This is a genomic window from Rhizorhabdus histidinilytica (assembly GCF_900167915.1).
Taxonomy (GTDB): Bacteria; Pseudomonadota; Alphaproteobacteria; order Sphingomonadales; family Sphingomonadaceae; genus Rhizorhabdus; species Rhizorhabdus histidinilytica.
This window is the reverse complement of the sequence record NZ_FUYM01000005.1, coordinates 1-13,079: the sequence shown is the minus strand read 5'-3', so window position 1 is coordinate 13,079 and position 13,079 is coordinate 1. Positions and strand designations below refer to the sequence as shown.

Sequence of the window (13,079 nt, the reverse complement as noted above, 5' to 3'; positions counted from 1 at the left end):
CTTATCTCCCTGCGGTGTCGGCGCCGGCGGCCGATGCGAGATTCTGGCGGGTGTGCGGATCGAAGCTGCCGCCGAGCGCGACGAGCAGACGGATGCGGGCGGCGGCGCCGTCGGCGGCGAGGTCGACCTCGCGCTGGTTGGCGGCGAGCAGCCGGTCGCCGGCGTCAAGCACATCGAGCCGCGCGCCGAGCCCGGTGCGCAGCCGCACCTCGTCGAGCCGGACCGTCTCGGTCAGGCCGGCGACGACCTTGTGCTGTTCGGCGGCGTCGGCCGCGTTGGTGGCGATCGCGGAGAGCGCGTCGGCGGTCTCGCGGACCGCGCCGATGACGGCGCCGTTATAGCTGGCGACCGCTTCGTCGATCCCCGCGACCGCGCCCTTGTAATTGGCCTTCAGCCGGCCGCCTTCGAAGATCGGCAGGTGCAGCGCCGGGCCGGCGCCATAGGTCGCGGCGCCGCCGGTGAACAGCGCGCCGAGGCCGATCGCCTGCAGGCCGATGAAGCCCTTCAGGTCGATGTCGGGGTAGAAATCGGCGCGGGCGACCTTGCGGCCCGCCTCGGCCACCTCGATCCGCGCACGGGCGGCGAGGATGTCGGGGCGGCGGCCGAGCAGGTCGGCGGGCAGCGCGTCCGGCACCGGCAGCGCGGCGTCGAGCCGGATCGTCGGGTCGGCGATCGTGGCATGATAGTCGGCGCCGCGGCCGGCGAGCGCGGCGAGCGCGTGGACCATCAGCTGGCGGGCGCCCTCGGCGCGGATTTCGGCCTGGCGCGCCTCGGCGAGCAGCGTCTCGGCGGCGCGCAGGTCGAAGTCGCTACCCAGATCGGTGCGCTTGCGGGTGCCGGCAAGCTTCAGCTGCTCCTCGCGCGAGGCGACGAAGCGCCGGGCGATGCGCGCCTGCTCGGTGGCGCGGGCGAGATCGACATAGGTCTGGGCGACCGCACCCGACAGCGTCACGCGCGCCGCTTCGAGGTCGAGCGCGGCGGCGTCGGCCGAGGCGCCCGCCTGCGCTACCAGCGCCTTTTGCCGGCCGGCGAGATCGAGCGACCAATCGAGCTTCGCCTGGGCATCGCCGATCCAGCGGTTGGAACCGCCATAAGGCGGGGGGATGATGTACTTCTCGCTGAGCCGCTGGCGGATCGCCGAGGCGTCGACGCCGACCTGTGGCAGCAGCCCGGCCTTGTTGGCGGCGATCCCGGCCTGTGCCCGGGCCAGCCGCGCCATCGCCGCGTCGAGCGAGGGGTTGCCGGCGAGCGCCTCGGCCATGATCCGGTCGAGCTGGGGATCGCCGAAGCCGTGCCACCAGTCGCCGGCCGGTGCCAGCGGCGCGCCGCCGCCGAGCCCGACCGAAGCGGCGGAGGTGGCCTGCACCTGCGGCCGGACCTGCGGCACCGCGGCGCAGCCCGACAGCAGGATCGCGACGAGGCCGGCGATCAGCACCGGGCGGCGGAGCGGGGTCGGACGGGGCATGGCATCTTCCCTGGATCGGTGGACCTTGGGGAGATAGGCGGGGGGATCGGCGGCGATTATCCACCAAATGTGCACAATAGAGGTGGCGATTAGATGCTAATCGTTACGGCTGCAGGGGCGGTCCCAGCGCGCGCCGGCCGAGATTTAGGGAAGGATTATTGTCTTTCCGTCACCAGTGAAGTGACCATTGCCCGGCTAATCGTTTCGCGGGCCGATCGTTAGATGGCCCCAAGCGCCGCCCGGCATTCCCCCCTGAACCCCCTGGCCGGGCGGCGTACCCCCCTCTTTTCGAAGGTGGCCGATCGATGCGATCGCAGACCTCCCTCTACCGGGCCCGTGCCACCGCCATCGGCGGCAGGGTGGGCGGCGCGGCAAGCGCCGACGGGCGGCTTCGGGTGCGGCTAGACGATCCCGCCGACCCGGTCGGCTGCGGCACCAATCCCGAACAGCTCTTCGCGGCCGCTTATGCCGCCTGCTTCCTCTCCGCGCTGCGCCGCGCCGCCGTCGCGGAGGGCGTCGCCATCGCCCCCGACGGCAACGTCACCGCCGAGGTTTCCCTGTCCGACGATGCGGACGCGGCGCTGGCGGTCGATCTGTCGATCGATCTCGCCGGCCTGGACGATGCCGTCGCCGCGCGGCTCGTCGCGGCGGCGCACGCCCGCTGCCCCTATTCGAAGGCTATGCGCGGCGACGCGCGGGTGGACGTCCGGATCGTGTGAGTCCCCGACCCTTAAATCGTGATCACCTTATCCGCTCACCCTGAGGAGCCACTTCGCCAAGCTCAGTGGCTCAGGGTGAGCGGGCCATATTCAAGGCGCGACGCTCCAGGACCTCGACCCTCGGGAGAGCGCTACCGCTCGATGCCCTCGGCCCAGGGAAGCGAGGAGAATTGTTCGCGCAGGAATTCGAGCAGCACGCGCACCCGCGCCGGGCGGGCGCGGCCGGGCGGGGTGACGATGCAGATCGGCGAGGAGGGTATCGTCCAGTCGGGGAACAGGTCGACCAGCAGGCCGTCGCGGGTGGCTTCCCAGGTGAAATATTCGGGCACCGCCGAGGCGCCGACCCCGGCGAGCAGCGCGTGCATCAGCCCGAGCGTGCTGTTCATGTGCAGCGCCCCCGACACCGGCACATGGAAATGCTCGCCGTCGGGGCCGGTGAAGTCGACCTCGCGCCCCCAGGGGACATGCGAGGGGATCAGCATCGGATAATGGGCGAGGTCGGACGGGTGGCGCGGCCGGCCGTGGCGCTCGATCAGCGACGGTGCGGCGGTCACCCGGCGGCGCAGTGTCAGCAGCCGGCTGATCCTGAGCGAGCTGTCCTCGGCATTGTCGCCGATCTGGATGGCGAGGTCATAGCCCTCGGCGACGATGTCGACGCGCTGCTCGCTGAAGGTGATGTCGAGCCGGATGTCGGGATAGGCCGCCATGAAGGCGGGGAGCATCGGGGCGAGCGCGGTCTCGCCGAAGCCGGTCGAGCAGGCGACCCGGATCAGCCCGCGCGGGATCGCCGCCTCCTCGAGGATGTCGGCCTCGATCGCGACGCCGTCGGCCATGATCCGGAGCGCGCGGTCGAGCGACAGCCGGCCGCTCTCGGTCAGCGACAGCTTGCGCGTGGTGCGGTGGAGCAGGGTGGTCCGCATCCGCTCCTCGAGCCGGCTGATCGCCTTCGACACGGTCGTCTTGGCGAGGCCGAGATCCTCGGCCGCTTGGCTGAACGAGCCCTTCTCGGCAACCTTGGCGAAGATCGCCCAGGCTTCGAAATCCGGCAGGTGCGGCATGTCCGTTCCCCCTTGGGATTCATCCTAGCATCGGGGGCCTATCGCGTACATGCGTGCCCTTCCCATATGGTTCAGGCACCGCCCTCGCGATGCTCGCCGAGCGCGCGGCGTTCCTCGGCGAGGATCGCGTCGCAGATCGCCTCGGCCGGGCGGCCGGAGCGCGCGGCGGTGTCGATCAGCAACACGAACTCGGCGTTGAGCGGCTTGGGCGAGAAGCGCTGAGTGCTGACCCGATAGCGCTTGTAGGGCTGGATGAAGGGGATGACCGCCCCCCGCTCGCAGCAGGCGCGCGCCATCTCGATCAGCGGGATGTTGCCGTCGGTGCTGTAGCTGATCGCGATCCAGCGCGCGGGCAGCCCGTCGATCAGCTCGCGGAATGCCTGCGCCGCGTGGCGCGCACTGTTGTAGGGGCTGCGCCGCTCGGTCCGCCAGTCGAGCCGGATCGCCGACTTGTCGCCCCGGCCGCTGATCTTCGGGCTGAGCGCCGGCTTGTCCCACAGCGCGACGCTGTTGAGGACGTGATAGTTCGATCCATAGGGATGCTGGTTGTAGGGCGGATCGACATAGACGAAGTCGTAGCTCCGTCCATGCTCGCGGCCGAAGCTCTGCGCGTCGAGCCGGGTGACCTCGTTCGGCTGGCCGTTGTCGTGGAAGATCGCGGGTTCGAGCGCCAGGTCGGCGCCGATCCGGTAGAGCGCGGTGCCGTTGCTGCCGCCCCAGCCGGCGTGGAAGCCCTTGAAAACGCCCGACGTGTTGCTGGTGTAGCAGCATTGGTAGAGCAGCGGTGCGAGCAGGCAGGCGGTCTGCGCCGCGTCGAGCCCCTCCTCGACGGTCAGCCGCTCGATCTCGGCGCGGATCGCGTCGATCCGCATTCCGTTCTTGCGCATGTAGAACAGTCGGTCGCGGCCGATCTCGTAGCGCTCGTCGTCGTCGGGGCAGAGATGGCCGGTCACCCAGCCTTCGACCGGCGGCAGCGCGTTCAGCCGTGCGATCGCCTCCGCATAGGACAGGCCGCGATAGGCGGGCGCGGCGTTGCAGCCGACATGGCAGCGGTTGATCTGCTCGGCATAGGGTTCCCAGTCATTGGCGATCACCCGGAAGCCGCGCGCCTTGGCGTAGCGGGCGACCACGCCGCTGCCCGCGAACAGGTCGACGAAGCCGTCGCCGGGCGCGATCCCGCTCGCCTCGATCGCCCGGCCGATCAGCGGCAGCAGCTTCCGCTTGTTGCCGATATAGGGGATCAGCTGGTGGAAGACGTAGCTGTCGGTGCTGCGGGCGGCATGGTGCCGGCGGTCGTATCTCACCCGACCAGCGATAGAGCGCGGCTCCGCCCCTGTCGATGATCGACGCATATGACCCCGAAAGGGCGGAAGTCACATAATTTTCATGATCCGGGCTTGGCGATCGCGGTTCCCGCGCGTTAAGACCGGGCGTTGCTCCTGTGCGGCCACAGGGCGACTCCCCGAGACAGGGGGAGCGTCCTTTCCGCCGGCGCGCAGGAGCGCGTGGAGAGGAGTTGAGCCCGTTGGAGCCCACCAACACCGAGGCGCCGGAATATTTCCATAAGGTCGTCGATTGCCAATGGGCCTGCCCGGCCCATACTCCCGTCCCGGAATATATCCGCCTGATCGCGCAGGGGCGTCATGCCGACGCCTATATGGTCAATTGGAAATCGAACGTCTTTCCGGGGATCCTCGGCCGGACCTGCGACCGCCCGTGCGAGCCGGCATGCCGGCGAGGCCGCGTCGACGAGGAACCGGTGGCGATCTGTCGGCTGAAGCGGGTCGCCGCCGACAACAAGGGCGACGTCGCCGCGCGCATGCCCCAGCCGCCGAAGAAGCGGATCGGCAAGAAGGTCGCCTGCATCGGCGCCGGGCCCGCCTCGATGACGGTGGCGCGCGATCTCGCTCCGCTCGGCTACGACGTCACCGTCTACGATGCCGACGCGAAGGCGGGCGGCATGATCCGCAGCCAGATTCCGCGCTTCCGCCTGCCCGAAAGCGTGATCGACGAGGAGATGGGCTTCATCACCGCGCTCGGCCCGAGGATGCGGCTCAATCGGCGGGTCGACAGCCTCGCGGCACTGCTGCGCCGGGATTATGACGCGATCTTCGTCGGTACCGGCGCGCCGCGTGGCCGCGACCTCGACATCCCCGGCCGGGCCGAGGCCGCCGCCAACGTCCATATCGGCATCGAATGGCTCGCCAATGTCTCGTTCGGCCATGTCGACCGGATCGGCAAGCGGGTGATCGTGCTGGGCGGCGGCAACACCGCGATGGACTGCTGCCGCACCTCGCGCCGCCTCGGCGGCGAGGAGGTCAAGGTCATCGTCCGGTCCGGCTATGACGAGATGAAGGCCTCGCCCTGGGAGAAGGAGGACGCCCAGCATGAAGGTATCCCGATCCTCAACTATCTGGTTCCGAAAGCCTTCACCCATGAGGACGGCCGGCTGACCGGCGTCACCTTCGAGAAGGTCGCGCCGGTGTTCGACGAGCAGGGCCGTCGCCGGCTCGAACCGACTGGCGAACCCGACGAGCATCACGAATGCGACGACGTGCTGGTCGCGATCGGGCAGGAGAACAGCTTCCCCTGGATCGAGCGCGACATCGGCCTCGAATTCGACAAATGGGGCATGCCGGTCGTCGACGAGACGACCTTCCAGTCGACCCATCCCAAGGTGTTCTTCGGGGGAGACGCCGCCTTCGGGCCGAAGAACATCATCTGGGCGGTCGCGCACGGTCATGAGGCGGCGATCTCGATCGACCATCATTGCCGGGGCGCCGACCTGCGACTGCGGCCGCCGCCCGGCGTGCGGGTCTCGTCGCAGAAGATGGGCATCCACGAGTGGAGCTACGACAACGACGTCTCGCCCGAGGACCGGCAGAAGGTGCCGCTGCTGCCGCTGGCGCAGGCACTGGGCGACGTGAAGGCCGAGGTCGAGCTGGGCTTCGACGATCCGCGTAGCTGGGCGGAGACGCAGCGCTGCCTCAACTGCGACGTGCAGACCGTGTTCAGCCGGACGCTGTGCATCGAATGCGACGCCTGCGTCGACATCTGTCCGACCGACTGCATCACCTTCACCGTCAACGGCGACGAGGCCGATCTGCGGCCGCGGCTCAAGGCGCCGGCGACCAACCTCGACCAGGCGCTCTACGTCTCCTCGACCCTGCCGACCGGCCGGGTGCTGGTGAAGGACGAGGACGTCTGCCTGCACTGCGGCCTGTGTGCCGAACGCTGCCCGACCGGAGCCTGGGACATGCAGAAGACGCTGGTCGAGATGAGCCATGCGGGAGGATGCGCGCGATGACCCGCCCGATCACTGCCGTCAACGACTTCGTCGTCAAGTTCGCCAACGTCAACGGATCGGGATCGGCCTCCGCCAACGGCCTGTTCGTCAAGGCGATCCTGCGGATGGGCGTGCCGGTCGGCGCGCGCAACATCTTCCCGTCGAACATCCAGGGCCTGCCGACCTGGTATGAGATCCGGGTCAGCGGACAGGGCTGGCTCGGCCGGCGCGGCGGGGTCGACCTGATGGTCGCGATGAACCCGCAGACCTGGGACCGCGACGTGGCCGAGATCGAGCCCGGCGGCTATCTCTTCTACGACAGCACCAAGCCGATGCCGTCGTCGAAGTTCCGCGACGACGTCAACGTCGTCGGTCTGCCGCTGACAGCCCTGTGCAACGCCGCTTATGCCGAGCCGTCGAAGCGCAAGATCCTCAAGAACATCATCTATCTGGGCGCGCTCACCTTTCTGCTCGGCATCGAGCGCGAGGTGGTGGAGGCGCTGCTCGCCGAGGAATATGCCGCCAAGCCGGCGCTGATCCCCGCCAATATCGAGGCGCTGCAGATCGGCTTCGATCATGCCCGCGACCATCTCAAGCCGCTCGGCCTCAAGCTGCGCCGCACCGACAAGGTGGGCGACCGCATCTTCGTCGACGGCAACACGGCGGCGGGGCTCGGCGCCGTCTATGGCGGCGCCACCGTCTGCGCCTGGTATCCGATCACCCCGTCGACCTCGCTGGCCGAGGCGTTCACCGCCTATTGCCGCAAACTCCGCCACGATCCGGAGACGGGCGAGGCGCGCTATGCGATCGTCCAGGCGGAGGATGAGATCGCCTCGATCGGCATGGTCACCGGCGCGGGCTGGAACGGCGCGCGGGCCTTCACCTGCACTTCGGGACCTGGCGTCTCGCTGATGCAGGAGTTCATCGGCCTCAGCTATTTCGCCGAGATTCCGGGCGTGATCTTCGACGTGCAGCGCGGCGGCCCGTCGACCGGCATGCCGACCCGCACCCAGCAGTCGGACATATTGTCGGCCGCCTATGCCAGCCATGGCGACACCAAGCACGTCCTGCTGCTGCCCGAGGGGCCGAACGAGTGCTTCGAGTTCGGCGCGCTCGCCTTCGACCTCGCGGACCGGCTGCAGACGATGATCTTCGTCATGCTCGACCTCGACATGGGCATGAACGAATGGCTGATCGAGCCCTTCCGCTGGGACGAGGAGCGCGTCCTCGACCGCGGCAAGATCATGACGGCCGAGATGCTGGAGGCCGGGGCCGACTTCGGCCGCTACAAGGACGTCGACGGGGACGGCATCCCCTGGCGCACCCTCCCCGCGACGCATCCATCGAAGGGCAGCTACTTCACCCGCGGCACCTCGCGCGATCCCTATGCCCGCTACAGCGAGGAGGGGGCGGTCTATGTCGACAATATGGAACGGCTGCTCCGCAAGTTCGAGACCGCCAAGTCGCTCGTCCCGCCGCCGATCGTGCGGCGCGCGGCGCGCAAGACCAGCTATGGCGTGATCTATTACGGGTCGACCAGTCCGGCGATGGACGAGGCGCTGGCGGGGCTGGAGGCGGACGGGGTCGCGGTCGACGCGCTGCGCATCCGCGCCTTCCCGTTCGAGGGCGAGATCTTCGAGTTCATCGCCGCGCACGACCTGGTGTTCGTCGTCGAGCAGAACCGCGACGCACAGCTCCGCACTCTGCTGATCAACGAGGGCGGGGTCGATCCGGCCCGGCTCGTGAAAGTGCTCAACTATGACGGCTCGCCGATCACGGCGCGCTTCATCCAGACCGAGCTGGCCAAGGGCATGGGCGTGCCCAAGACCCGCGCCGGGGAGATGGTGAGATGACCTACATCGCCAAGCCGCAATTCCACCACCCGTCGCTCAAGCACAATGCGCTGGGCTTCACCCGGCGCGACTATGAGGGGAAGGTGTCGACGCTCTGCGCCGGCTGCGGGCACGACTCGATCAGTGCCGCGATCGTCCAGGCCTGTTTCGAGATCGACCTCGAGCCGCACCGGCTCGCCAAGCTGTCGGGGATCGGCTGCTCGTCGAAGACGCCCGACTATTTCCTCGGTGCCAGCCACGGCTTCAACACCGTCCACGGCCGCATGCCTTCGGTGCTGACCGGCGCCAACCTCGCCAATCGCTCGCTGATCTATCTGGGCGTGTCGGGTGACGGCGACAGCGCCTCGATCGGCCTCGGCCAGTTCGCGCACGCGATGCGGCGCGGGGTCAACATGACCTACATCGTCGAGAACAACGGCGTCTACGGCCTCACCAAGGGGCAGTTCTCGGCGACCGCCGACAAGGGCAGCAAATCGAAGAAGGGCGTCGTCAACTCGGACAGCGGGATCGACATGGTCGGCCTCGCGCTCCAACTTGGCGCGACCTTCGTCGCGCGCAGCTTCTCGGGTGACAAGGACCAGCTCGTCCCGCTGATCAAGGCGGCGCTGACCCACAAGGGTGCGGCGTTCATCGATGTGCTCAGCCCCTGCATCGCGTTCAACAACCACAAGGGGTCGACCAAGAGCTTCGACTGGGTGCGCGAGCATAACGAGGCGGTGAACCGGCTCGACGTGCTGATGGCGCGGATGGCGGTGACCGCCAGCTACGAGCCCGGGTCGCTGACCGAGGTGACCCAGCATGACGGATCGGTGCTGCTGCTCCGCAAGGTCGCCGAGGATTACGATCCGACCGACCATGCCGGCGCGATCTCCTATCTCCAGCATGCCCATGCGGCGGGGGAGATCGTCACCGGCCTGCTCTATGTCGACCCGGAGGCGGAGGAACTGCACGACGCGCTCGGCACGGTTAAGCAGCCGCTCAACGCGCTGTCGGACGAGGAGCTGGTGCCGCCGGTGGCCGCGCTCGCCAAGATCAACGCGGGGCTGCGCTAGGCCCGGGATCGTCTGAGGAGCCGGCGCCTTGAATGGCCCTGCCAAGCCGCTTGCCAAGCGCGCCCGGGCGTAGCAAGGCGACCGCATGACGATCCGATCCCTGCTCTTCGTGCCGGGCGACAGGCCCGAACGTTTTCCCAAGGCGGCCGCGAGCGGTGCCGATGCGCTGATCCTCGACCTCGAGGATTCGGTCGCGCCGGAGAACAAGCCGGCGGCGCGCGCGGCGATCGTCGAATGGCTGAACGGCGAGCGACCGGTCCGCAGCTTCGTTCGGATCAATCCGCTCGATTCCGAGCATGTCCGCGCCGATCTCGCGGCAGTGATCGGCGCCCGGCCTGACGGCCTGGTCCTGCCCAAGTCGCAGGGCGCCGCCTCGGTCTGGCAATTGATCGAGATCGCCGGCCGCGACTGTCCGCCGATCCTGCCCATCGCCAGCGAGACCCCGTCGGCGGTGTTCGGGCTCGGCAGCTATGGCGAGGCCGCCGACCGTCTTGCCGGCCTTACCTGGGGCGCCGAGGACCTGCCCGCCGCGATCGGCGCGGCGACCGCGCGGAATCCCGACGGCAGCTATACCCAGCCCTATGAGATGGTCCGCGCGCTGACCCTGTTCGGTGCGCACGCGGCCGGGGTCGCGGCGATCGAGACGGTCTATCCCAACATCGCCGACACCGCAGGGCTGGAAGCCTATGTGGCGCGCGGCCGGCGCGATGGCTTCACCGGCATGATGGCGATCCATCCGTCGCAGGTGGCGATCATCAACGCCGGCTTCAGCCCCAGCGAAGCGGAGATCGCCCATGCCCGCGCGGTGATCGCGACGTTCGCGGCCAATCCCGGCGCGGGCGCTCTCAAGCTCGACGGCAAGATGATCGACCGCCCGCATCTGAAGCAGGCGCAGGCGCTGCTGGAGCGGGCGGGCGTGGCCGCGGGCTGATCCCGCCGATTTCATTTTTCCATATTCCCGCTCTCGCGGGAATGGCGGGAGCGGTGCGGATCAGCCCTGCTCGGCCGGGCTCAGCGCGCCCCAGGCTTCGGTCGCGGGCACCGGCGGAATCTCGCCGCCTTCCTCGATCCGGGCGAGGCGGGTCGGCAGATAGGCGCGCAGATAGGCGATCGTCGCCAGCTTCGCCTCGGCCAGTGCCTCGTCGCTTACCCGGTCCTGCTCGGCCACCGACAGCGAGAAGAAGACGTCGGCGATCAGCAGCGCCTTGAAGAACAGCTCGCGCGAGTCGGCGAGGCCGGGCAACAGGAACTGCCGCCGCATCGCCTGCCATAGCGCGGTGCCGAAGCGGAAATTCTCCTTGCAGCCCGCGTGCTTGATCTCGGGCGGAGTGTGCGGGCCGAGCATCAGCTGCCGCGCGGCGCGGTCGGCATTGAACGCGCGCTGATGGCATTCGAGCGAACGCTCGACCACCGTCTCCCATTCCTCGCTGTGCGGGATGCGCTGGTCGAGCTCGGCCTGCGCGGCAGCGAGGATGCGCGCCAGCTCCTTCCACAGGTCGCCGATCTCGGGGAAGAAATGATAAGCCGAGGAGGCCGGGATGCCGGCGGTCTCGGCGACCGCAATCATGCCGATCTGATGCAGGTTCTGCGTGCCGAGCATCGCCCGGGCCGCCTCCAGCAGCTCCACCCGCCGGGCACGGCCCCGGGCCTGAGTCGCCTTGCGCGCCGGCGGCCTGCTTTTCGCGGTTGTGATCATGGCCCCGTTTCCATGCTTTTCGCCCTGTTGACAAGCCCCCCCGTTTTGCAGATAGTCGAAGAAATTCGATTTTATATCAGAAGAGAGGATGAGGCGGGATCGGCGCGGGAAACGATCGCATCGGATAGCGAAGCCCTGCCGGATATGTGCGTGTTCCTGGACCCGGTAGACCGCGTTGCGCCCGTTGGGGCGAGTAGAAGCATAAGTTTAAGTCGAAGATTTACGGGTTAGTTTTCGAATTCTCCAATGGGTCGCGCGCCGTTCGGCGTGTTTCCGGCCACGGGAGAGGTGTGTCCGGACGATTCCGGGCGCGATGGTTCAGCTTTGGAAAAGACGGTGGAAATGACGCAGGCCTATCCTCTCATCATCGACGGCAAACCGGTTCCCACGGACAGCCACCTGGACGTGATCAATCCGGCTGACGGCCGCGTCTTCGCGCGCTGCCCGGCGGGCACCCCCGCCGATCTCGATCGCGCGGTCGACGCGGCGCGGCGCGCCTTCCCCGGCTGGGCGGCGACTCCCGATGCCGAGCGCAAGGCCGCGGTCAACCGGCTCGCCGACATCATCGAGGCGAATATCGGTGAACTGGCCGAACTGGTCACGCGCGAGCAGGGCAAGCCGCTGGGAGGCCTCGGCTCGCAGTGGGAAGTCGGCGGCGCTGCCGCCTGGACCCGGTTCACCGCGGGGCTCGACCTGCCGGTCGAATATATCCAGGACGACGACAAGGGTCGGGTCGCGCTCTATCGCAAGCCCATCGGCGTGGTCGGGTCGATCACCCCGTGGAACTTCCCGGTGATGATCGCGATCTGGCACATCATGCCCGCGCTGCGCGCCGGCAACACGGTGGTGCTCAAGCCGTCGCCCTATACGCCGATCGCGACGCTCAGGATGGTCGAGCTGCTGCAGGAGGCGCTGCCGCCGGGCGTGCTCAACGCAGTCGCCGGGGCCGACGAGATCGGCCGGGCGATGTCCGCGCACCCCGGCATCGACAAGATCGTCTTCACCGGATCGACCCGCACCGGCAAGCATGTGATGGCGAGCGCAGCGGACTCGCTCAAGCGGCTGACGCTCGAGCTGGGTGGCAACGACGCCGCGATCGTCCTGCCCGACGTCGCGCTCGACGACGCCACGATTGAGAAGATCTTTTGGGGCGCCTTCATCAACAACGGCCAGACCTGCGCCGCGATCAAGCGCCTCTACGTCCATGACTCGATCTATGACGAGCTGTGCGAAAAGCTGCTCGCCTATGCCTCGGCGGTGAAGACCGGCGACGGCATGGCCGCCGACAGCCAGCTCGGCACCGTCCAGAACAAGATGCAGTTCGAGCGCGTGAAGATGCTGGTCGAGGCCGCCAGGGCCAGCGGTGCGCGCGTCCTGTGCGGCGGTGCGCCGATCGAGGGCGACGGTCTGTTCTACCCGGTCACGCTGCTCGCCGACGTCAAGGAGGGCATGGCGATCGTCGACGAGGAGCAGTTCGGCCCGGCGCTGCCGATCATCCGCTACAGCGATGTCGACGATGCGGTCGCGCGCGCCAACGACAATCCGAACGGCCTGGGCGGATCGGTCTGGTCGAGCGACGCCGACAAGGCGGTCGCGATCGCCAGCCGGCTCGAATGCGGCAGCGCCTGGATCAACAGCCACGCGATGGTCCGCCCCGACGCGCCGTTCGGCGGCGTCAAGCAGTCGGGCATCGGCATCGAATTCGGGACCCTCGGCCTGGCCGAGTTCACCACCGTCCAGGTCATCCACCAGTGATCGGACATTGAGGTTCCGGGCGGGGCCGCCACCCCGCCCGCAACCGGCAGACCGCCAACAGCGGCGCCGTCAGACGAGCAGGGACGAACGTCAACACCCACCGCAGACGATCGAGGCAGACAGAAGGGGGTTTTATGAAGAAGCATCCATATCCTGGTTGGACCAAGTCGTCGGTCGCCGTCGCAGCGCTGATGC

At 68.4% G+C, this 13,079-nt stretch carries 10 protein-coding genes; 6 read left to right on the top strand and 4 right to left on the bottom strand.

From position 1 onward, the window contains the following. Position 1 precedes the first annotated feature (1 nt). On the bottom strand, positions 2–1,465 hold the full coding sequence (locus B5X82_RS11985) for an efflux transporter outer membrane subunit (RefSeq protein ID WP_079648411.1): 1,464 nt from the start codon (positions 1,463–1,465) through the stop codon (positions 2–4). A 305-nt stretch (positions 1,466–1,770) separates the two neighbouring features. Here B5X82_RS11985 and B5X82_RS11980 point away from each other — a divergent pair, with 305 nt between their 5' ends. Then, on the top strand, positions 1,771–2,184 hold the full coding sequence (locus tag B5X82_RS11980) for an Ohr family peroxiredoxin (protein ID WP_079648410.1): 414 nt from the start codon (positions 1,771–1,773) through the stop codon (positions 2,182–2,184). A gap of 131 nt (positions 2,185–2,315) precedes the next feature. On the opposite strand, the gene B5X82_RS11975 is transcribed toward B5X82_RS11980, so the two are convergent. After that, entirely contained in the window at positions 2,316–3,242 is a 927-nt protein-coding gene (locus B5X82_RS11975) for a LysR family transcriptional regulator (RefSeq protein ID WP_079648409.1), read from the bottom strand. Positions 3,243–3,313: 71 nt separating this feature from the next. Continuing rightward, the gene (locus B5X82_RS11970) at positions 3,314–4,546 is read right to left on the bottom strand and encodes a DNA adenine methylase (RefSeq protein WP_079648408.1); all 1,233 of its coding nucleotides are present in this window, start codon (positions 4,544–4,546) and stop codon (positions 3,314–3,316) included. A gap of 212 nt (positions 4,547–4,758) precedes the next feature. On the opposite strand from B5X82_RS11970, the gene B5X82_RS11965 reads away from it, so the two are divergent. The 4 genes from B5X82_RS11965 to B5X82_RS11950 all read left to right on the top strand — a co-directional run bounded on the left by B5X82_RS11965 (position 4,759) and on the right by B5X82_RS11950 (position 10,364). Further along, entirely contained in the window at positions 4,759–6,549 is a 1,791-nt protein-coding gene (locus B5X82_RS11965; protein ID WP_209045759.1) for an FAD-dependent oxidoreductase, read from the top strand. Further along, positions 6,546–8,381, top strand: a complete 1,836-nt coding sequence (locus B5X82_RS11960; RefSeq protein ID WP_223811091.1) for a 2-oxoacid:acceptor oxidoreductase subunit alpha — start codon at positions 6,546–6,548, stop codon at positions 8,379–8,381. The genes B5X82_RS11965 and B5X82_RS11960 overlap by 4 nt, the downstream gene beginning before the upstream one ends. Beyond that, positions 8,378–9,433, top strand: coding sequence for a 2-oxoacid:ferredoxin oxidoreductase subunit beta (locus B5X82_RS11955; protein WP_029995368.1), 1,056 nt, complete (start codon positions 8,378–8,380; stop codon positions 9,431–9,433). Before B5X82_RS11960 ends, B5X82_RS11955 begins: the two co-directional genes overlap by 4 nt. 85 nt (positions 9,434–9,518) lie before the next feature. Continuing rightward, positions 9,519–10,364, top strand: coding sequence for an HpcH/HpaI aldolase/citrate lyase family protein (locus B5X82_RS11950; RefSeq protein ID WP_079648405.1), 846 nt, complete (start codon positions 9,519–9,521; stop codon positions 10,362–10,364). A 60-nt stretch (positions 10,365–10,424) separates the two neighbouring features. Here the strand turns inward: B5X82_RS11950 and B5X82_RS11945 are convergent, their stop codons facing one another. Beyond that, positions 10,425–11,129, bottom strand: coding sequence for a TetR/AcrR family transcriptional regulator (locus tag B5X82_RS11945; RefSeq protein WP_079648404.1), 705 nt, complete (start codon positions 11,127–11,129; stop codon positions 10,425–10,427). Between the two features lie 342 nt (positions 11,130–11,471). Here B5X82_RS11945 and B5X82_RS11940 point away from each other — a divergent pair, with 342 nt between their 5' ends. Further along, positions 11,472–12,884 carry an aldehyde dehydrogenase family protein gene (locus B5X82_RS11940; RefSeq protein ID WP_079648403.1) on the top strand — a complete coding sequence of 471 codons (1,413 nt, stop codon included), beginning with the start codon at positions 11,472–11,474 and terminating at the stop codon, positions 12,882–12,884. Positions 12,885–13,079 lie beyond the last annotated feature (195 nt).

What these genes read in the sequence shown, in the direction of transcription:
- B5X82_RS11945 (WP_079648404.1), bottom strand. Translation starts at nt 11,129, where the DNA reads ATGATCACAACCGCGAAAAGCAGGCCGCCGGCGCGCAAGGCGACTCAG.
- B5X82_RS11940 (WP_079648403.1), top strand. Translation starts at nt 11,472, where the DNA reads ATGACGCAGGCCTATCCTCTCATCATCGACGGCAAACCGGTTCCCACG.
- B5X82_RS11950 (WP_079648405.1), top strand. Translation starts at nt 9,519, where the DNA reads ATGACGATCCGATCCCTGCTCTTCGTGCCGGGCGACAGGCCCGAACGT.
- B5X82_RS11985 (WP_079648411.1), bottom strand. Translation starts at nt 1,465, where the DNA reads ATGCCCCGTCCGACCCCGCTCCGCCGCCCGGTGCTGATCGCCGGCCTC.
- B5X82_RS11975 (WP_079648409.1), bottom strand. Translation starts at nt 3,242, where the DNA reads ATGCCGCACCTGCCGGATTTCGAAGCCTGGGCGATCTTCGCCAAGGTT.
- B5X82_RS11955 (WP_029995368.1), top strand. Translation starts at nt 8,378, where the DNA reads ATGACCTACATCGCCAAGCCGCAATTCCACCACCCGTCGCTCAAGCAC.
- B5X82_RS11960 (WP_223811091.1), top strand. Translation starts at nt 6,546, where the DNA reads ATGACCCGCCCGATCACTGCCGTCAACGACTTCGTCGTCAAGTTCGCC.
- B5X82_RS11980 (WP_079648410.1), top strand. Translation starts at nt 1,771, where the DNA reads ATGCGATCGCAGACCTCCCTCTACCGGGCCCGTGCCACCGCCATCGGC.